General features: G+C 43.1%; 20 protein-coding genes. 6 read left to right on the top strand and 14 right to left on the bottom strand.

Going from position 1 to position 18611, the window contains the following annotated elements:
- Window positions 1-3: 3 nt before the first annotated feature.
- Complete coding sequence (locus FHS10_RS17280; protein ID WP_259092852.1) at window positions 4-1065, bottom strand: efflux RND transporter periplasmic adaptor subunit; 1062 nt, start codon at window positions 1063-1065, stop codon at window positions 4-6.
- A gap of 269 nt (window positions 1066-1334) precedes the next feature.
- On the opposite strand from FHS10_RS17280, the gene FHS10_RS17275 reads away from it, so the two are divergent.
- Window positions 1335-1925, top strand: coding sequence for a TetR/AcrR family transcriptional regulator (locus FHS10_RS17275; protein WP_259092850.1), 591 nt, complete (start codon window positions 1335-1337; stop codon window positions 1923-1925).
- A gap of 24 nt (window positions 1926-1949) precedes the next feature.
- Here the strand turns inward: FHS10_RS17275 and FHS10_RS17270 are convergent, their stop codons facing one another.
- From FHS10_RS17270 to FHS10_RS17255, 4 genes are all read right to left on the bottom strand, one after another.
- Window positions 1950-3218 carry an Hsp70 family protein gene (locus FHS10_RS17270; protein WP_259092846.1) on the bottom strand — a complete coding sequence of 423 codons (1269 nt, stop codon included), beginning with the start codon at window positions 3216-3218 and terminating at the stop codon, window positions 1950-1952.
- A 177-nt stretch (window positions 3219-3395) separates the two neighbouring features.
- Window positions 3396-4199: a hypothetical protein gene (locus tag FHS10_RS17265; RefSeq protein ID WP_259092844.1), complete on the bottom strand. Its 804-nt coding sequence runs from the start codon at window positions 4197-4199 to the stop codon at window positions 3396-3398.
- A 73-nt stretch (window positions 4200-4272) separates the two neighbouring features.
- Window positions 4273-4872 (bottom strand): helix-turn-helix domain-containing protein, encoded by a 600-nt coding sequence (locus tag FHS10_RS17260; protein ID WP_259092841.1) that lies wholly within the window; start codon window positions 4870-4872, stop codon window positions 4273-4275.
- A gap of 164 nt (window positions 4873-5036) precedes the next feature.
- Window positions 5037-5783, bottom strand: a complete 747-nt coding sequence (locus FHS10_RS17255) for a sulfite exporter TauE/SafE family protein (protein ID WP_259092839.1) — start codon at window positions 5781-5783, stop codon at window positions 5037-5039.
- A gap of 210 nt (window positions 5784-5993) precedes the next feature.
- Here FHS10_RS17255 and FHS10_RS17250 point away from each other — a divergent pair, with 210 nt between their 5' ends.
- Window positions 5994-6335, top strand: coding sequence for a HopJ type III effector protein (locus tag FHS10_RS17250; RefSeq protein WP_259092837.1), 342 nt, complete (start codon window positions 5994-5996; stop codon window positions 6333-6335).
- A gap of 362 nt (window positions 6336-6697) precedes the next feature.
- On the opposite strand, the gene msrA is transcribed toward FHS10_RS17250, so the two are convergent.
- Window positions 6698-7189 (bottom strand): peptide-methionine (S)-S-oxide reductase MsrA, encoded by a 492-nt coding sequence (gene msrA / locus FHS10_RS17245; protein ID WP_259092835.1) that lies wholly within the window; start codon window positions 7187-7189, stop codon window positions 6698-6700.
- A 255-nt stretch (window positions 7190-7444) separates the two neighbouring features.
- On the opposite strand from msrA, the gene FHS10_RS17240 reads away from it, so the two are divergent.
- Window positions 7445-8551, top strand: a complete 1107-nt coding sequence (locus FHS10_RS17240) for a Fic family protein (RefSeq protein ID WP_259092834.1) — start codon at window positions 7445-7447, stop codon at window positions 8549-8551.
- 82 nt (window positions 8552-8633) lie between these two features.
- Here FHS10_RS17240 and FHS10_RS17235 read toward each other — a convergent pair whose 3' ends face one another.
- The 4 genes from FHS10_RS17235 to FHS10_RS17220 all read right to left on the bottom strand — a co-directional run bounded on the left by FHS10_RS17235 (window position 8634) and on the right by FHS10_RS17220 (window position 11387).
- Complete coding sequence (locus FHS10_RS17235) at window positions 8634-9878, bottom strand: protein-tyrosine phosphatase family protein (RefSeq protein WP_259092832.1); 1245 nt, start codon at window positions 9876-9878, stop codon at window positions 8634-8636.
- Between the two features lie 12 nt (window positions 9879-9890).
- Entirely contained in the window at window positions 9891-10304 is a 414-nt protein-coding gene (locus FHS10_RS17230) for a hypothetical protein (RefSeq protein WP_259092831.1), read from the bottom strand.
- Window positions 10305-10338: 34 nt separating this feature from the next.
- The gene (locus FHS10_RS17225) at window positions 10339-10884 is read right to left on the bottom strand and encodes a hypothetical protein (RefSeq protein WP_259092829.1); all 546 of its coding nucleotides are present in this window, start codon (window positions 10882-10884) and stop codon (window positions 10339-10341) included.
- Between the two features lie 83 nt (window positions 10885-10967).
- Complete coding sequence (locus tag FHS10_RS17220; protein WP_259092826.1) at window positions 10968-11387, bottom strand: hypothetical protein; 420 nt, start codon at window positions 11385-11387, stop codon at window positions 10968-10970.
- Window positions 11388-11623: 236 nt separating this feature from the next.
- Here FHS10_RS17220 and FHS10_RS17215 point away from each other — a divergent pair, with 236 nt between their 5' ends.
- The 3 genes from FHS10_RS17215 (at window position 11624) to FHS10_RS17205 (ending at window position 13884) form a co-directional block, all read left to right on the top strand.
- Complete coding sequence (locus FHS10_RS17215; protein ID WP_259092824.1) at window positions 11624-12301, top strand: helix-turn-helix transcriptional regulator; 678 nt, start codon at window positions 11624-11626, stop codon at window positions 12299-12301.
- Between the two features lie 160 nt (window positions 12302-12461).
- Complete coding sequence (locus FHS10_RS17210) at window positions 12462-13046, top strand: Crp/Fnr family transcriptional regulator (protein WP_259092821.1); 585 nt, start codon at window positions 12462-12464, stop codon at window positions 13044-13046.
- 85 nt (window positions 13047-13131) lie between these two features.
- Window positions 13132-13884, top strand: coding sequence for an SDR family oxidoreductase (locus FHS10_RS17205; protein ID WP_259092819.1), 753 nt, complete (start codon window positions 13132-13134; stop codon window positions 13882-13884).
- 916 nt (window positions 13885-14800) lie between these two features.
- Here FHS10_RS17205 and FHS10_RS17200 read toward each other — a convergent pair.
- The 4 genes from FHS10_RS17200 to FHS10_RS17185 form a co-directional block, all read right to left on the bottom strand.
- Window positions 14801-15328 carry a transposase gene (locus FHS10_RS17200; protein ID WP_259092816.1) on the bottom strand — a complete coding sequence of 176 codons (528 nt, stop codon included), beginning with the start codon at window positions 15326-15328 and terminating at the stop codon, window positions 14801-14803.
- A gap of 448 nt (window positions 15329-15776) precedes the next feature.
- Window positions 15777-16772 (bottom strand): MlaD family protein, encoded by a 996-nt coding sequence (locus FHS10_RS17195; RefSeq protein WP_259092813.1) that lies wholly within the window; start codon window positions 16770-16772, stop codon window positions 15777-15779.
- A gap of 24 nt (window positions 16773-16796) precedes the next feature.
- Entirely contained in the window at window positions 16797-17570 is a 774-nt protein-coding gene (locus tag FHS10_RS17190; protein WP_259092812.1) for an ABC transporter ATP-binding protein, read from the bottom strand.
- Window positions 17571-17582: 12 nt separating this feature from the next.
- The gene (locus FHS10_RS17185; RefSeq protein WP_259092811.1) at window positions 17583-18392 is read right to left on the bottom strand and encodes an MlaE family ABC transporter permease; all 810 of its coding nucleotides are present in this window, start codon (window positions 18390-18392) and stop codon (window positions 17583-17585) included.
- Window positions 18393-18611: the final 219 nt, after the last annotated feature.

Here is an 18611-nt window from a genome sequence, read left to right as displayed (position 1 = left end):
CGGTTAGTTATCGACAATTACAGGGGTTTGATCGGCAAGTTTCTGGTAGCCCGAGGTTATCACCTGCTCATTGCCAGTGAGGCCTGATTGGATAACTATACCTTTGCTGTAAAGCTGGCCGGTGCTTACTTCCTTCCTGGCAGCCTTATGATCGGCAGTGATGATATATACAAAGCTGTTCCCTTTTTCATCCACCTGTACAGCTTGTACCGGAACTATCACTTCTTTGGTGTTTTCGGCAGCGTTTGCAGCGTTGCTTGCTTTATCAAACACCACTTTACATAGCATACCTGGTTTTAACTTCATATCATTATTGGCCAGGGTAATCTTTACATTGTAGTTCGCGCTGCCATTGAGGGCTAAAACGCCTACCTCGGCAACGTGGCCTTGTAAAGGAGTATCCCCAAGGGCATCAATTTTTACCGTAGCTGGTGTTCCTGCTTTGTACCGGTTAATTTCACTTTCGGGCACTGCTACCAGTACTTTAACAGAGCGGGTATCCAGCAACTGTAAAACCGGTTGCCCGGGATTGGCTACCGCGCCGGCTTCGGCTTTCTTTTCGCCAACATAGCCGCTCACAGGGGCATAAAGGTGGGTATGGGCAATGTTTTGATAGGTTGCCTGCGCGGCCGATGTTGCCTGGTCAAAATTAGACCTGGCTTCCAGCATTTTTATCTCGGCAACGCTGCCTTTTTTAAATACTTCATTGATACGGTTGTAGTTTTCGCGGGCGAGTTTTGCTTGTGCCAGCTGGGCATCATACTGGTTGCGGTAAGTAGTTTCATCAACAGAACCAACCAGTTGCCCTTTTTTAACATAATCGCCGGTATGAACCGGGAGTGATAAAATGGTTCCTGAAACCTGGAAACTCAAATCGATGGTTTTATCGGCTTCAAGAGTACCATCGTAAACGGTATTGTTGTTGGCCGGTATGGATTTGCTGCTTAAGTTAAATACGTTGACAGCTAAAGTGTCTGGACCGTTCTTTTGCTCTTTTCCGCCGGAGCAGCCCGAAATCCATAAGGCAGTTAATACTGCTGCAGTAAGTGTAGTTTTGGTTTTCATTTAATTCAATTGAACATTTTATGTATTTTTGTCGATGTTTATTTCAAGCTTTTTTAATAAGATTAGTATAAAACTTAATGATCTTATTAATAAAATAGCAGGACTTTCTTTTTCCTGTGAATTGCGCTTAATATTAGTTTCGACAAATATACATTATTTGTATCTATGATATTTTTAATGTGAATGTCATTTTAGAATTTCGTTGAGATGATGATTAAACCACTTGATTACATATCAGTCACAAACAAAAAATGTATTTTTGTCGGGCCATGAAAGTAGATGAAAACGATAAAGTAAAAGAAGAGATCATTAAAGCATCGGGCGTAGTATTTGAGCGTTACGGTTATTTAAGGGTTTCTATGCAGGATATTTCAAACGAATGCAAAAAGGGACGTAGCACACTCTATCATTATTTTAAAAATAAAGAAGAGGTGTTAGATGCCGTGTGCTACAAACTTTTCTCGCACTGCGTGGAAGAAAGCGTGGCCTCGATAAGTAAAAGGCGTTCTTTTTCGGCCAATATGGAATCTTTTAACAGTATAAAGATTAAAAATTTACGCGAGGTAGTTTTAAAGTATAAGCTTGTTATCGACGATTTAAAGCAGGATCCTTCACTGCTCATATTAAAATCACGTGCTTTTGCCGAAGATGAGGTAGCGGCCGTAAAACAAATGATACGTTGGGGGATAGAAAATAAGGATATCGCCGAATTATCTGAAGAAGATACCCAGTTTCTGGCCGAAACATTAAGCGCAGCTTTTAAAAGCTTTGAACAGGAGATTATGATTTTTGGCCGTTTCCCTCAATTCGAAACTAAAATAGCCTGGCTATCACAAATGCTCCATAAGGGTTTGATGTAATTGTTTGAAACCAGTTACCAAGTGCTAATTTTCAAACAAATAACCGCTGTACGCTAAACCCTTGGCTACACTTTTAAAGTTATCGCCCGAGTTGAGGTTAACATGTGGAAACCTGTTTTTAAACAGCTTTTGAATACTCCCCACCATAGAGGTACCGCCGGTTAAAAATAAACTATTGATATTTTCGGGCTCGATGCTGTTTTGAGCCATAAACTCATCCAGGTAATTGGCAATCCTGTTTACATCTTTGGTTATGATGTCTTCATAAGCCGGTAAAGATATTTCTTCCTCAATATCAATATCCATTTTATGGTAAGTAAAGGTAGAGGTATCCCTGTTTGAAAGCTCAATCTTTGTTTTTTCGATAGATTGAAATACCGAATAGCCCAGGTTGTTATCAATAAGGGTGATCAGGTTTTTAAACTTGCGGTCGTTGCGCGAATAGTAGTAGTAATCTTCTATATCCTTTTTAATCCGCGGACCGTTAAAAAAGTTCATCTGCTCCCAGGAGCAAATGTTTGCAAAAAGCGAGTTGGGTACGGTCAATACCTTGCCCGGTGTGGCTTCATATTGGGTGTTTTTGCCAAAATAGGGGGTGCCCTTTTCCCACATAAAAGCCGAATCTAAACTATCGCCGCCAATGTAAATGCCGCCGCTGGCCATCATATCGTTCTTGCGGTCTTTACTGCCCACCTTTTCGGGATCGAGCACCAGGTAGGTAAAATCTGTGGTACCGCCGCCTAAATCGGCTACCAATACATTCTCCTTTTTTGCCAGTGTTTTTTCGTAGGCAAAAGCGGCACCGATAGGCTCAAATTGAAATCGGACTTCTTCAAAACCGGCAAGTGCCGCGGCTTTATTTAACCGGGTTTGAGCCAGGGTATCTTTTTGTACATCATCGTCATCAAAAAACACCGGGCGACCGATCACCGCTTTGCGGCAATCCTGGCCAATCAATTGATCGGCGCGTTCTTTCAGTTCCTTTAAAATAATGGCAACCAGGTCAGATGCGTTGTAGCGCTTATTGTGAATGCGGGTTTCTGTGAAGCTGCTTCTTGACAGGATTTGTTTAACCGATTTGATGAAACGCCCCTTCATATTGTCGTTAAGGTAGGCCGCAATGGCCTCCTCGCCTACAACATAATTTTTGACGCTTGCAATATCGGGCTGGGCATAAAAATAAATAAGAGATGGAATAATAATGGTATTACAGATCTCCTTGGTGTCTTCATCGTAAATAGCCAAAGCCGAATTGGTTGTTCCAAAATCAATTCCATATAAAAACTTACTCATAGCAGCAGCAATAAAAATTTAAAGGGCGGCGAAAGTATTAAAAAAATGTGTAGCAACGAAATTAATGGCAGTAGAAATGGCCATTTCTACTGCCGCAGTTTTACCAATTTATACACTTACGTTAACAAAAAAGCCCTGCATTACTGCAAGGCTTTTTTGTATTATTTGAAGGGCGGCTTATTTGATAGCGGTAACCTCGCCGGTAAGTAAATTGATAGAAAAGCCGGTGTAGGTACCATCAGTGTTTTTAAAGAAAGCTTTTGCCATACTCTCAGATAAAAACAGGATGTACCCGCTATAGCTATTCGTAGCACCATTATCAATCGCGGTGGTGCTAAAATCTACCCGGCCGAAATTATACATCGTTACGGTTGGTGAACGTATCCCGGCAACGGAAGTAAAAGTGTAAACTGTTGATAATTTGTGCGAATCACTGATTACACCGTTTTTTACCTTAGAAGTATACGATGACGTGGTTGTAGTGCCCCCGATAGTAACTGAGTTATAGTGAGAGTCTGCAGATTTTACTACATAATTTAAAGTAACATCGTAAATGTTATTGAAGCCGGTACCTGTTTCGGTGGTTTTTAAAGTATCAACCAGGGTGTAGGCATCTACATTCCAATTGTTGTTAAAATAGCCATTACACATGTACGTGAACGTTGAATGGCCTACATAAGTACGGGTAGTATCGCCGCTTGTAACTGTTTTATTGGTTGTGCCTTTAACAAACGAGCCACAAGGGTTGCTATTATCCATTACGGCAAGCCCGCTGTTGCTGCCGTTCGTTTTTAAATTATCAGAAGCGCTAACGCCGCTTGATAATGAATGGTAAAGATCAAAAGCGATCTGTTTACTTAAGTCAGAAGTGCTGATTGTTGTTTTAGCCGGATTAGGTGCAGATGCATTTTTTTTACAGGATACTTGTATCAAAATGGCGATGGCCGATAACGCCAGGGTAATTTTTGTGTAAGGTTTCATTTTGGGTTGCAGGGTATTATTTGCGCAAATATATAAAAATATTCGGGCTGGTTGTTGAAATAATACTAAGCATTTATCTTAAAAATCTAATTGCAGGCTGATAAATCACTTGCTTGCCCTGGTAGCTTCTGATGGCGTTAAAAATGATCAGGAAACCATTTACGCCATAGTAAAGTATAGCACCAAGTATGATTACCTCCGGTGCACCAACAGCGCCAATATTTAAATGTACCGGGATATCCAGGTGCAAAAACAGGAGGCAGAAAAATAAAATATAACTCAAAAAGATAAGCAGGCACCAGGTGATTTGAAAGTTGAGCAATCTTTTACCGGTTTCATTAATGTTTTTTACCTGGTCTTTTTTTAGCATATAGATAGTTAGCGGTACTATCACCCCCATCAACGGGAAGGCAATAAAAGCCAAAGCCGAGAGGTTTAAAAATACCAGCAGGCCCCGGTCTTCCTTTTCGGTCCATTCAATAAGGTCGTTGGGTAATACGTTGAGGGCGTTAGCCAGGCGTTTTAAACTATCGCCGTGGGGCTCGGTTTCACCGTTTTCTATGCGCTGAACGGTACGTAGGTTTAACTGCGTAATATCGGCGAGCTCACCCTGGCTTAAACCCATTTTGGCTCGTAATTCTTTGATCTTTTTGGTTAGGTCGGTATTTTTCATTGGTGTTGATATTTATGAAGCAAAGGTATTTTAAAGACCGATAAAATGCGTGCGACTTGTTTACGGCATTTATACGGCATTTGTGCCAAAGGCCCTATTGCCGGTATTTTACCATATCCCAGCTTCTGCCCGCCGGCCTTTTTCTCATACCATTATTTGGTAATTTAAGTTTTGATACCCATTAAGGAATAAGCAATTAAAAATACGCCGATGAGCAGTAAACCCGCGTATACATATTTAAAAAAAGACTCGCCCTGGAGCCGGTGGTTCAGGTACCGGCCCAAAAAGATGGCGGGGAAAACCGCCGGAAGCGATACTATAAAATATTTCAATACCTGTAGCGTAATTAAGCCTTTAAAAAGGTAGCCCAGTATACCAATAAAGCTGGCAGGCAAAAAATAGCCCTGCAACGTGGCCCTGAACTCTTTAGCGCTCCATTTTCTCATGTTTCCATACATCACCAGGGGCGGTCCGTTCACGCCGTAGGCTCCGCCCAAAATGCCCGAAAGAAAGCCGCAGATGAACAACCAGTATTTATTATCTTTTTGCAGATGGAAAGTGTTTTTACCAAACATGGCATACAATGAATACAGGATGATCAATGCGCCAAGGCCTATCTTTACCCAAAACCCGTTTCCATAAATGAGGATGAGCAACCCGATGGGAATACCCAATACGGCGAAAAAGATGAGCCATTTGGCGCTGTTTAAATGAATTTGACGGTGATCCTGGATAACTACTACCAGGGCTACCAATACCGAGATAAGCACCGAAAGCGGAACCGCTACGCTTAGAGGAATAAAAATACTGAATAAAGGCACAGCCACAAGCGATTCTCCGAAACCGAAGGTAGACCGTACCAGTGTTGCTATAAAGCTGATGATAAGTATATAAATAAAAATGATTTCCATTGTTGAAACATTAGAGCTGCCTTTAACATCGGGTATAAAACAGATGTTAAAGGAACCGGTGGCCAAACGTAAAGATAAAGGAGCTAATTGCCGGCAATTTTTACCAGCTATAATAGGTAGTGGTAATCATTAATTAACCACGTATTATCGCCGGCCTTTTATCCGGATTGATTTTTTAATTTTACGCCCGCGAAAAAAAATATATTCTGAATGAAAGAGCAACTACTTCAACTAATTACCGCATCAAAAGAAAAGTCAATACAGTTTACCGATGTTATAGCATTGATAGAAAAGTATTGCACCCATCAGCCAACCGCCTTTAAAAACGGTGGGGCATATAATGAAGCCACACAAAACCAGGGCAGTGCCAAAGTATTAAGCTTTGCTAAATTGAATAATTTGAGTGCCGAAGATACGCTTTACTTATTTGCCGAACATTACCAGGCCGTATTAGCCCATCCCGATGCAACAGACCATCAAAACATCAGGCAATTTATGGCCAATGGCTGGGCCGGTGTTGTTTTTGAGGGCGAAGCTTTAATAGCTAAATAGTTAGTTAAGAACAAAGCAGGAGTGTGATAAATATCGAATGTTAATCTCATAATTCGAAGTTGTCTGAAATGGTTTCGAAGAGATATAAAATCCGGCGGTTTTTGAAGGTAAAAATGACAAAGCGATGAAAGACTTACGAAGTTTTTAAAACTTCGTAAGTCTGGATCTACAACTTGTCATAGGTAGGCACGAAGCAATCCCCAACTATGCAGATCCGCCCTGTAAGTTGGGGATTGCTTCGCCGTTCCTCCTCGCAATGAAGATCTGTTTTTTCGTTTTAAACAACCTTTTGGATATTGGTCATTTGATATCCAGTATTAAATGACCGTCTTAATTCTTAACTCTTAACTCTTGATTCTTTTTTAAGCCAGTTTCCAATCCGGGCGTTCAAAGTGGCAGGTATACCCGTAAGGGTGTTTTTGCAGGTAATCCTGGTGTTCTTCTTCGGCGCTCCAAAAATCAGTGGCGGGTACAACTTCTGTCACTATTTTTCCGGGCCATTTGCCTGATGCTTCCATATCGGCAATTAAAGCGTTGGCCGTTTCCTGTTGTGTTTCATCCATATAAAAAATGGCCGAGCGGTATGATGTACCAATATCATTCCCCTGGCGATTGCGCGTTGTAGGATCATGGATCTGGAAAAAATATTCAAGCAGCTGGCGGTACGGCAAAAGCTCCGGATCAAAAATAATCTCGATACCTTCGGCATGTGTGCCATGGTTGCGGTAAGTAGCGTTGGCAACATTGCCGCCCGTATAGCCCACAACGGTTGATATAACGCCCGGCTGGGCTCTGAAAAGTTCTTCTACTCCCCAAAAGCAACCACCGGCCAAAATAGCTTTCTCAGTTTTCATTATAGCATGTATTTAGTTTGATAAAGGTAGGGTAGAAATGGGGAAATGGCAAGGAGTGCATCAGCTTATGACTTCAATGTTATTATCCGATTGATACAAACATGAAAAAGTTGATTCTATATGACTATTTCCGAGCGGCTATGGTAAAAATACTAACAACGGGGAAATACGGCATTATGCTGATGAATCGATTAAAAGACCTAACCGGCTCAAAATATCACTATATTTGAGCCGAATAATAAATTTAATCGGCTCATGATATATAACTGGCAATTACCCGAATGGCCCAATTTTGTATACGGTGTGCAGGAAATTCAGCCTTTAATACTGGCGTTTGCCCAGGAAACCGGCGAGGTGAGCGGAATAATCCAGGCGTTACCGGATGATTTGAAGCAGGATACTTTGCTGCAATTTATGCTGGCCGAAGCAGTTAAAACATCGGAAATTGAAGGCGAATACATCAGCCGGGAAGATGTTATGTCGTCTATCCGAAATAATATCGGGCTAAATGAAGTGCCTGTTTTTGTGAAAGATAAACGGGCCGGCAGGGTTGCCCAACTGATGTTGGAGGTGCGTAAATCATTTAGTAAGCCCTTAAGCTTGATTATGCTTAAAACATGGCACCGTACACTGATGAATGGGGTTGGAAATATTAATCCGGGCGAATGGCGAAAGGGTGAAGCCCCTATGCAAATCGTTTCGGGTGCTCATGGCCGGGAGGTTGTTCATTACGAAGCGCCCCCTTCGGCCATAGTGGACAACGAAATGGAGCGGTTTGTAAACTGGTTTAATACGGCAACTTTTGCCTTGAGAGGCCAAGTTGCGGAGGCGGTATTAAAATCGGCAATAAGCCACCTGTATTTCGAATCCATTCATCCATTTGAAGATGGCAACGGCCGCATCGGCAGGGCCATTGCGGAGAAAGCCTTGTCGCAATCGCTTGGAAGGCCGGTTATGTTAAGCCTGTCGAAAATTATTGAACAAAACAAAGCCGCCTATTATGCCGCTTTAAAGGATGCACAACGATTGATGGAGGTGAGTGACTGGATCAAATATTTTGCTACTGTTGTTTTAGATGCTCAGCGCGATGCCAGGGTTATGGTGCAGTTTACATTAAAAAAAGCCCGGTTTTTTGACAGGTACAAGCACCAACTTAACGACAGGCAATTGAAAGCTGTAAATAAAATGTTGGAAAAAGGTGCCGACGGCTTTGAAGGCGGGATGACCGCTAAGAAATATATAAGTATCAATAAAACCTCGAAGGCGACTGCCACCCGTGATTTGCAGGAACTTTACGTTACAGGTGTTTTTGTGCAGGAAGGCGCAGGCAGATCGGTAAGGTATAGGTTAAATTTGGATTAGGGTTTTAGGGTTGGTGAAAAAGTCACAAGTCATCCGCCCACAAGTGACTGCTCAAGATTTGCGCTAAGGAGGAAAAACAGGGCTATTTAATCATATTGTCGTACACATTATAAGTACATCCGTATACGGTATCCAGTGAGCCATCCAAATTAATACAAAGATGTTTTGTATCTGCCAGGGGCAGGTTATTATTACGTAATAAAACCGCTTTGGGCGTAAAGTTTAAATTTGCGGCCATTAGGTTACTTACCATGTAGTCAATTACCGGGTTAAAACATTCACTCAAGCTGTTTATAAACAGGTTTGCAAGTGGAATATACCATTCATCATCCCAGCCACTTGTTTTAAAAGTAACAGTACCCCAAACCGCCAGCGGGGCTTTTTTATTAATCATAAACACAATAGCGCTGTCGCCTGTTTCAGCGCCCTTTTCTCTAACTACCAATGAGAAAAAACTATACTGATAATTGGGGATGCCCCGGTTTTCGCAGAGTAAAAAGTTATGTTCCGGAAATAGGGCCCGCAACGATTGCACCCAAATTTGAAAATGGGCGTAAATGATGTAATCGTCTTCAGAAAGATAGGGCCAGTTACCGGCATCGTAGCTAAAATAGTCAACCGGTTTACTCTCATTATAATCTGCAAAACTGTAAGCCATATAGCGCAGGTCTTTTTTGGTGGCATATCTATCGCCCCATAGCAAGCGGTTATCGCCCACCTGCTGCGCGGTAACCGGCCTTAGGTTGTTAAGCATTTGCAGGGCATTGTTTTTGTCATACCCCAGGTAACGTAGTAAGCCATAAGTTATCATACCCGTGCGGTGGATGCCCGCAGAGCAATGAATATATATTTTGCCGCCGGTGTTTAACAGTAATTGTAATTGACCATACAGTTGCAAAACTTTAATGGTATCGTATTGTTCATACGGTTTTGAGGCCGAAAACGGGAACCATACCCAACCTATCCCGGCTTGTTGGGTTTGTGTGCCAATTTTTACCGCACCTTCTTTTTCATGCAGCAGGGTTACAATTGCACTTGCCCCCTCTTTTTTTAACCCCCAAAAAGAAATTTTGCCGCCGGGTTTGTGGCCTATTGCCAGGTAGCCATTTGCAACGGGTACCCAATTAATATCAGTTTCTAACTGTTGTAATTTGAGGCCATTGGTTATTAAGCTTATAAATTGCCCTAATTCTTTTCCTTTTGAGGAGCCGACTTTAATGGCTTCGCGGATGGTGTTAAGCAGTTGCTCGGCCTCATGCTTCGGCATTTGGCCGGTTTGAATAAGGGGAAGCAATCGCTCAATTTCATCTTTAATGGCGTCAGGCATACGTTGGAGCTGCTATTTATCAAACGGGTCTTTGTTTTTGGTGCAAAGGCCGCGCAGGTATACCAAGGCGTTATATACCCGTTCTGTCTCTTTTTCTGTAGCAAAGAAAGCAAAGATTTCATACTCTCCCTTGCTATTCATAATAAGTTTTATATACTGATAATCTGAGTCAACACAGTAAGCTATCCCTTTATCCTGTTTAATATTATTTTTGTTTTCAATTGGAGTTTCATAAAAGTTGAACAGGTTATATGATTTTTCTCCTGCTTTTATGGTTCCATCTTTTTGGGCCGTAAACGTTTTTGGATATTTGCAGACTGCCAGTTTATCATTAATATATTTCACCGTTTCTTCAAAGGTCATGTTTTGGGCTTTTGCGGTAAAGGCAGCAATTGAAAGTAGTAGGATGAGTATTGTTTTTTTCATGATGGGGTGGGGCTGTTAAAATGTTCGAAGGTTATTAATTTATTTTAATATAAACATACAGGGCGATATTTTTCGGGCGGGTTTCGGTGCCAACACCCGCAGTTGAATAATTGTTTTTAGATACAACGGGATAATGATTTTCGTGAGTGGGATCATCTGTCGGATTCATCCAACGTTGTTCACTTTTATTAGGATACCCATTGCCATCACGCCCCGTCCAGCCATGATTATGCGGCCCTACTATATCACCTTGATATTCGCCAGCCACCCTAACGCGGTGATGCTCTTTAAAAAAAGGATCTATTAAATCATCTTGCCTATCATAGTTCAGGCCGCGTAAAAACATGCCGCGAGCATCAGGTATGTTGTTCATGGAAAAGTGCTTTTGAAGTTGGCTGCCATTTACCTTTCGGCCGTCTAATAACACCCAGCCGCTGCCGTTCATTTGTTTAAACTGGTCGGGCGGCAAAATAGAATATTTGACATCGCCTAATGACGTCGCAGGTGATTCCTTCTGGTTAAAAGATAAGGCTGTAGTTATTACTATAACAGCAACAGCCGGGAATAAGAAATTTTTCATTTTATGATAAGGTTTAAGTTTAATATATATTCATTTACCAGCTTAGCCGCCTGTAAGGGCGGCAGTATGATTGCTTTTTATGATTATTCGCAGCTGTAGGCAAAATTGGTAAATTTCACCTCGTGCCCATCTGCCTTTTCCTGGGTAACCAGTTCGTCCATAGCATCCTGAGCCTGCTTTTGACTTAAATAGCTACGTGAAGAATTTTGATGTTTTGACTGTACAACCTGGCTGCTCGAACTGTATGTTTCGTTATCATAATAGGCCGTCAGGTATTTGCCAAAAGCAGATTGTGCATGAGACCAAAAGGAATTGTCCTTACAATCGGGGTATGGCGGCTCATAAATAATGCGACTGATTAGGGCGTGTTTAGAGTCGGTGAAAGTGCCACTTACATATACAAAACCGTACACGCCCTTATCGCCTGCCCTGTTTTTAAAACTGCTTAACGGCAGCGTTGTAATAAGCACCAGTAATAATAAAAGTGTTTGTTTAGGTTTCATATTAATTTATACTATAGTTTCGATGGCGTAGCTTAGCTACCAATTGAATTGCAAAGTGTTGTTTATCAAAAAAATGTGGTGGAGTTTCTGCAATGATTGGTTTAAACATCAGTAAAGTTTGTACCACTAAATAATGCAAAAAAAACAGCTGAAAAAATCCCCGGAAGCGGGGATTTTTAAGAAATAATTGGGCTTAACTATGTAATAATTTTTTTACATTAGCTATACCCTAATTTATGATGATTGAAAATTTAGAAAGTAAAATTCGTGACAGAATTGCTCAAATAGATGCTGTTGCCAATTTATTACCCGGTGTTATTATCATTCACCGTATGCCTGGTTTTTCGTTGGAATATATGTCGCCCAATGGATTGGCTCAGCTGGGCATCAGCCTGGCAGTGTTCCGGAACTATACCCTGCTGGAATATACTGAAAAGTATTTCAATCTTGAAGATGCAGAGGATTACGCTCCCAAATTGCATGCAATGATAGATAACAATACCGACGAAAATGTTACTTTTTTTCAGCAGGTAAAAATAAACGGCAGCCAGGATTGGACCTGGCACATGAGTATTGTAAAAATTTTATTGCGCGATGATGAAGGGCTTCCCCTGCTGGTAATTAATATGGCCTACAAGGTTGACCCAATGCAACACATTACCAAAAAGGTTGACCGCATTTTAAAAGAAAACGACTTTCTGCGAAAAAACCTAAACCGGTTTTCAAAACTCACCAAACAGGAGTGTGTTGTTTTAAAACTGTTGGCATTAGGATCAAGTTCGGCCGAAACAGCCGAAAAGCTTTTTATAACCGAAGGAACGGTAGAGACTCACCGTAAAAATATCAGAAAAAAATTGGATACCTCGGCTTATTTTGAACTGTGCGAATATGCAAGGGCTTTTGATTTGATATGAATAAGGTAATATATGATGCAGTTGAATAGTCCTTTTTTCATAAAGGAAGGTTTCGGCCAGCGGGAGTTAAAAAACTTTCGAACACTTAAATCCCCAATGCCAATTACCCATCCCCACATTTCCTATCTTAGCATCAAAAAGCTAAATACCGCGAATATCCATGTCCGAAACCAACGCCCTGATTGCCCATATTCAACAACGTGTTTCCCTTAGTGCAGCGGATGTAGAAACGATATTGCCTTACTTCAGCCTTAAAAAGTACAAGAAAAAGCAGTTTGTAGTGCAGCCAGATTTTGTGGCTAAGTACCGGAGTTATGTGGTACAGGGAGCTTTTAGGGCGTACGTAATAGGGGAGAACGGCGAGGAGCATACCATTCAATTTGGGATTGAGGACTGGTGGATCTCGGATTATAACAGCTACGTGTTTCAGCAGCCGGCTACCATGTTTGTAGTGGCGCTGGAGGATAGCCTTGTATTGCAGATAGATCATGAAAGCGAGCGCAAACTTAAAGCAGCCCTGCCCAAATACGAAAGCTTTTGCCTTATCATGGCCGAGCGTACAGCCGCCTTTCAGCAGCGCCGCGTAATTGCCAACCTTACCCAAAGCACGGGCGAACGGTATGCCCTTTTTATGAAACAATATCCGCAGGTTGCCCAGCGTATTCCGCAATACGCGCTGGCATCATACCTGGGTATGACTACCCAATTTCTATCGCGCCTGCGCAAAAAGCAGGCAAAAAGTTAAACTGGTTTCACTGTATTTTGTAAACTGGGTCAACTTTTATTGACCGGGGTTCATGCAATTTTGGAGTATTAAAAATAACAAAATCATGAGCTTAAAATTAGAAAATAGAGTAGCCGTAATTACCGGCGGCAGCGCCGGCATTGGCCTGGCAACTGCCAAATTGTTTGCAGCACAAGGTGCTAAAGTGGCCATTACCGGCCGTAACCAACAAAACCTGGATAAGGCCGTTGCCGAAATTGGGCACGGCGCGATAGGCATCCAGGGCGATGCGGCTATCCTGGCCGATCTTGACCGTTTATATGTTACGGTAGCGCAGCAATTAGGTAATGTTGATGTATTAGTGGCCAACGCTGCCGTTTACATGCTTGCCCCCCTTGCCGATTTTACCGAAGAGATGTTTGATAAGCAAAGTAACGTAAACTTTAAAGGCACGTTTTTTACCGTTCAAAAAGCTTTGCCTTATTTGAATGACAGGGCGGCGGTAATCCTGGTATCATCTATCGCCGGCGATAAGGGCATCCCTAACCATTCATCTTACTCGGCAACTAAAGCGGCCATCCGCTCCCTGGGCAGAAGCTTTGCAGCTGAGTTGCTGCCAAGGGGCATCCGTGTAAACGTGTTAACCCCCGGTCCGGTAGATACCAACGTGTTTGACCAGGTTACATCGTCGAAAGAAGAGGCCGATATGTTTAAGGGTAACATGGCCAACTTTACCCCAATTAAACGTTTGGGCAAACCCGAAGAACTTGCCGCCGCGGCCTTATACCTGGCCTCAGAAGATTCGGCCTTTATGATTGGTGCCGAGTTGTTGCTGGATGGTGGAGTACGGTCATTATAAGTTCCTCCAATTTTTAGCCTTGCGAAGTTTTTAAAACTTCGCAAGGCTTTTGCATTCCGGATGTTTTGTAATTTAAAGGAAACTACTCCTCAGCGAAGCAAATAATCGCGGTAATCCGTACATCCTATAAATCATGGTTCAGGTAGCTCCCGTTAGCGATTGCAGCGGATACCGGCCTAAGGCCTTGTGCGCGTATAAGCCTAAAGCGCGGGCCGCAGGCAACGGCATTATGATGACTTTAAGACTGGCGGGGTATGGGATTCGCCCGCTGTTGGTGTTGTCACCATAGCCGTTAACTTAAGAGCAAAACGCTTCAAAAAGCAGGGGAATGTGCGATTCCCCTCTTGAGAGGGGTGGAGGGGTGTGTCATTCTGCGTGCAGTCTATCGCTTGTATAACACACCCCTGCTCACGCTCTTTGCTACCCTCTCAAGAGGGGATTTTGAGAAGCCTAAGGCTAAATTTTCTTAAGTTAACGGCTATGGTGACAACACCAACAATGTGCGGAACGGGCGGTACTGTCCATGTGGAATAATACCATATAGCCCCAATATTGAAAGTCTCCCCTACCGGGGGAGATTTAGCGGGGGCTTATTTCGCCCGCTGTTGGTGTTGTCACCAACAGTAGCTTCGGATAATCAAGTGTTATTATTTCCCTTAGTGCATCGGATAGAGGGGCGCGTTTTTTATGAAACAGCGGCATTATCCTTTGGCGACGACACCGCCGGAAAAGAATTGTTGGTGACAACACCAACAACGTGCGGGCAGTACGCCAATGGCGTTATCGGTACGGTTTAGCTTTTCGTTACGCCCGTTGTTGGTGTTGTCACCAACAATAGGTTTCCCTACCAATATGTTGTCGCAAAACAAACTCGCCAGGTCCTGTAATATGAGAAGAAGACTGACAACAGGCTCGCTTACCCCATATGATGTCGTAAAAAACCAAATTCGTCTTCACCTGTGATGTAGAACCGCGCAGATGAGTATTTATAATCCTCAGGAAATTGCGCCAGTTTCCATTTTGGTTGAAGTGGGTTATTGTGGATATAATCCAGTTTCTGTATAAAAACTTTCGGACTCCATAAATCGACACTTAAAGGATTTCGCTCCCAAAACTGATATTTGCGATCTTTGGCATTCACGAGGAAAGCATCTATTAACGGGTTTTTAGAATCCAGTAGCCTGAATTTTATTTGCTGGGCGGTAAACTTCATCAACCGTTGCTGAACGACTTCCCGCTTATAGCCATCCTGTATTTGCCATATCATATGAAAATGATTGGGCATAATCACAAAAGCATAAACAACCACGCTTCCTTCATCGGATAAAAATTTGAGGCTTTTGATGATGATATCTTTGAACTCATTATCCCTTAACAGGTGTTTCCATTCAAGGATGGTGGCAGTGAAAAACTGAGGATGATAGTCGAAATTTATAGTTGCCATGAGCCGAATATCGTGCTTTCGACAGAAAATTCCTATTGTTGAATCGGCTGTACCCTGTAGCTATAAACTGTTGGTGTTCGCCCGCTGTTGGTGTTGTCACCAACAGCAGCTTCGGATAATCAGGTGTTATTATTTCTCTTACTGCATCGGATAGAGGGGGCACGTTTTTTATGAAACAACGGCATTATTTTTTTGGCGATGACACCGCCGGAAAAGAATTGTTGGTGACTCGCCCGTTGTTGGATGTTGTCGCGTTAACTCAAAGCCTCGGGCAGAGTAGGGGTTTATAGATACAGCGGCAATTGGTTTTTAATAACGACACCGCCGGAAAAGAATTGTTGGTGACAACACCAACAACGTGCGGGTTCTTTATTATTGTCCCGACAGGATAACACCTAATGCCCCCAATATTGAAAGTCTCCCCTACCGGGGGAGATTTAGCGGGGGCTTATTGCCCCACCTTTTTCAAACTATCCTCTTTGGCCTTCTTCGCTTTATCCTTAAAGAAACCTTTCAGGAAAAAGTTGTGTTGGGCGGCTTCCAGGTCGTCGTTTAGTTTGATGGAACTTTGTTGCAGGTTATTGAGGGTGGTTTGCACCTGTATGGCACCTTTGGGATCATTAAGCAGTACGCCAATGGCGTTATCGGTACGGTTTAGTTTTTCGCTGGCTTTGTTGAGGTTGTTGGTTAGGGTTGACGCGTTGTTTGCCGCCAGTTGTAGTTGGTTTGCGGCCTGGCGGATACGGTTAAACGTGGCGGTATCGGTAAGCAGGTTATCGGCAAAGCCGCCTTTGGTGTTGAGCTTATTGCTAAAACTATTTAGCTGGCCTGCCATTAACGCGGCGTTTTGGGTGGCAGTTTGCAGGTTTTTCATAGCGGCACGCAATTGCAGGGCCATGGTATTATCGGCCATTAAGGCACCAATGGTGCCTTTGCCTTGCAATATCTGGTGACTCAGATTTTTAAAGTCGCTGGTTATGGCAAGTAAATTCTGGTTATTTTCCTGCAGGGTTTTCAGCATATCATCGGTCGATAACAGTTTCTCGGCCTGTAAAACGTCGCCGTCCTGTACCTCGGGTGCTTGCGGACTACCGCCATCAATCACAATAATTTTGTTACCTATTAAACCGTCGCTGCTGATTTTGGCCTGGGCGTTGCGATGGATGAATTGCTGGGTGCCCTGGTCAATACTCATAAACACTTGTACCTGCGAAGGACCGGTAAACCGTACCGCGCTGATAGTGCCCACTTTTACCCCCGAAAACCAAACATTATTTCCCTTTTTTAAGCCGGCAACATCGCTGAATACCGAACTGAGCTTGATGTTTTTAACAAAGCTTTTTTGCTGACCGCCCAGGGTAAACACCCCAAGGATAAACAATATAAGCCCCAGCCCTAAAAACAGGCCTACTATGATTGCTTTTTTATTTTCTGATGCGTCCATGATATGGTTGTAATGTCTTTTGTATTATTGGATAAAGTTATAGTCGTAAAATGGTTTCACCCGGTCGTCGGTGGTAGCAAACACTTCATCGAAGGTACCGGTGCGCTGAAACTGGCCGTCGAGCAGCATGGATATCCGGTCGCCGGTTTGTTTGGCGCAGGTTAAATCGTGCGTGATGATGATAGACGAGGTGTTGAACCGGGTTTGTACTTCGTTAATCAGATCGTTAATCTCGATGCAGGTAATAGGGTCCAGACCGGCAGTTGGTTCATCGTACAGCATAATTTCGGGGTTCAGGATCAGCGTACGGGCAATGCCTATACGCTTGCGTTGCCCGCCCGACAGTTCGGAAGGCATTTGGTTGATGGTTTGCGACAAGCCAACGGCATCAAGCACTTCCTCAACGTTGGCATCAATCTCCTTACGGGTGATACCCCTGCGGTTACGCACCAACGGAAACTCCAGGTTTTTGCGTACCGTCATACTATCGTACAAGGCACTGTTCTGAAAAGAGAAACCAATCCTGATGCGCAGGGCCTGTAATTCGTAGTCGCTGATGTGGGCTATATTTTGGCCAAGTACTTCTACATCGCCTTCATCGGGCGGCAGCAGGCCAGATATAATTTTGATCAATACCGATTTACCCGTGCCCGACCGGCCAAGCACCACCAGGTTTTCGCCCTGGTAAAGGTCAAGATCAATACCGCGCAATACATGATAGTCCTCGAAAGATTTTTTTAGTCCCCTGATGCTGATCACCGGGTTGGTGTGGTCGCCTTTTACAATTTTCTTTTCCATGGTGATGTGCAATTAGCGAAACCAGCTGGTTATTTGTACAACAATAATTTCCTCAATAAACACCAGGAACATGGCCGTAACTACCGCGCCGTTGGCAGCCTTGCCCACACCCTCGGTACCCTTGGCCGAGTAATAACCCTGGTAGCAGCCCACAATGCCAATGGTAAAACCAAATAACACAGATTTGATGAGCGATGCCACAAAATCTGTATAAGTAAGGGGATCAAAAAACTCCTGTATAAAAGTGCTCCAGGTAGTGCCCTCGTTTTGGGCTACGTTTAGGTAGCCGCCAAACATGGCAATAAAACCGGTATAGGTAGATAGGATGGGGATGGTAAGTGTAGTAGCCAGTACGCGGGTGCATACCAGGAATTTAAATGGTTTGGTGCCCGATACTTCCATGGCATCTATCTGCTCGGTAACCCGCATGGAGCCCAGCTCGGCACCTATACTGGAACCTACCTTGCCCGATGCGATAAGGGCTGTAACCAATGGTGCCAAAGCCCGCATAATAGCTATAGATACCAGCGACGGCAGCCACGAAGTAGCCCCGAATTGTGACAGCGACGGGCGCGATTGTTTGGTGAAGATTAAACCCACAATAAAACCCGTTACGGTGATGAGGGTAAACGAGCGTACACCAACCTCATAGCATTGGCGCATTACCTCCTTAAACTCAAATGGGGGCATAAAAGCTTCCCTGAAAAAGCGCAGGATAAATTTGTTGATATTATACAGGCTTACAAAAAAGTCGGTGATGCTTTGCCACAGTTTCGACTTTTTTTTGCGTACCGCCGGGGTGCTACTTGCTGCTGTATCCATTAATGTAATATAGTAATTGTTTTTTCATTGTTGATTATTCTACAAGTGCCCGTTGGTATTTGTTTGCAATGGGCGTTTTATAGGTCATAATGTTAAAACGGTATGACAAAATTGATTTAGCCAATTATAATGCCATTATCTGGTGACTGGTTTTAAGTACTGACCTTTTGGGTTAAAAGTTATAGGATTTAACAATGGTGCAAACGTAAGTTTTTATAA

It is taken from the genome of Mucilaginibacter dorajii (assembly GCF_024808255.1).
Taxonomy (GTDB): domain Bacteria; phylum Bacteroidota; class Bacteroidia; order Sphingobacteriales; family Sphingobacteriaceae; genus Mucilaginibacter; species Mucilaginibacter dorajii.
Note: the sequence above shows the minus strand (reverse complement) of the source record. Positions and strands in the feature narration are given on the sequence as shown.

Bases quoted from the DNA above. Each gene is read 5' to 3' on its own strand.
- FHS10_RS17280 (WP_259092852.1), bottom strand. From the start codon at position 1,065: ATGAAAACCAAAACTACACTTACTGCAGCAGTATTAACTGCCTTATGG.
- FHS10_RS17200 (WP_259092816.1), bottom strand. From the start codon at position 15,328: ATGGCAACTATAAATTTCGACTATCATCCTCAGTTTTTCACTGCCACC.
- FHS10_RS17205 (WP_259092819.1), top strand. From the start codon at position 13,132: ATGAGCTTAAAATTAGAAAATAGAGTAGCCGTAATTACCGGCGGCAGC.
- FHS10_RS17230 (WP_259092831.1), bottom strand. From the start codon at position 10,304: ATGAAAAAAACAATACTCATCCTACTACTTTCAATTGCTGCCTTTACC.
- msrA (WP_259092835.1), bottom strand. From the start codon at position 7,189: ATGAAAACTGAGAAAGCTATTTTGGCCGGTGGTTGCTTTTGGGGAGTA.
- FHS10_RS17225 (WP_259092829.1), bottom strand. From the start codon at position 10,884: ATGAAAAATTTCTTATTCCCGGCTGTTGCTGTTATAGTAATAACTACA.
- FHS10_RS17250 (WP_259092837.1), top strand. From the start codon at position 5,994: ATGAAAGAGCAACTACTTCAACTAATTACCGCATCAAAAGAAAAGTCA.
- FHS10_RS17220 (WP_259092826.1), bottom strand. From the start codon at position 11,387: ATGAAACCTAAACAAACACTTTTATTATTACTGGTGCTTATTACAACG.
- FHS10_RS17235 (WP_259092832.1), bottom strand. From the start codon at position 9,878: ATGCCTGACGCCATTAAAGATGAAATTGAGCGATTGCTTCCCCTTATT.
- FHS10_RS17215 (WP_259092824.1), top strand. From the start codon at position 11,624: ATGATGATTGAAAATTTAGAAAGTAAAATTCGTGACAGAATTGCTCAA.
- FHS10_RS17190 (WP_259092812.1), bottom strand. From the start codon at position 17,570: ATGGAAAAGAAAATTGTAAAAGGCGACCACACCAACCCGGTGATCAGC.
- FHS10_RS17255 (WP_259092839.1), bottom strand. From the start codon at position 5,783: ATGGAAATCATTTTTATTTATATACTTATCATCAGCTTTATAGCAACA.
- FHS10_RS17210 (WP_259092821.1), top strand. From the start codon at position 12,462: ATGTCCGAAACCAACGCCCTGATTGCCCATATTCAACAACGTGTTTCC.
- FHS10_RS17195 (WP_259092813.1), bottom strand. From the start codon at position 16,772: ATGGACGCATCAGAAAATAAAAAAGCAATCATAGTAGGCCTGTTTTTA.
- FHS10_RS17270 (WP_259092846.1), bottom strand. From the start codon at position 3,218: ATGAGTAAGTTTTTATATGGAATTGATTTTGGAACAACCAATTCGGCT.
- FHS10_RS17265 (WP_259092844.1), bottom strand. From the start codon at position 4,199: ATGAAACCTTACACAAAAATTACCCTGGCGTTATCGGCCATCGCCATT.
- FHS10_RS17185 (WP_259092811.1), bottom strand. From the start codon at position 18,392: ATGGATACAGCAGCAAGTAGCACCCCGGCGGTACGCAAAAAAAAGTCG.
- FHS10_RS17240 (WP_259092834.1), top strand. From the start codon at position 7,445: ATGATATATAACTGGCAATTACCCGAATGGCCCAATTTTGTATACGGT.
- FHS10_RS17260 (WP_259092841.1), bottom strand. From the start codon at position 4,872: ATGAAAAATACCGACCTAACCAAAAAGATCAAAGAATTACGAGCCAAA.
- FHS10_RS17275 (WP_259092850.1), top strand. From the start codon at position 1,335: ATGAAAGTAGATGAAAACGATAAAGTAAAAGAAGAGATCATTAAAGCA.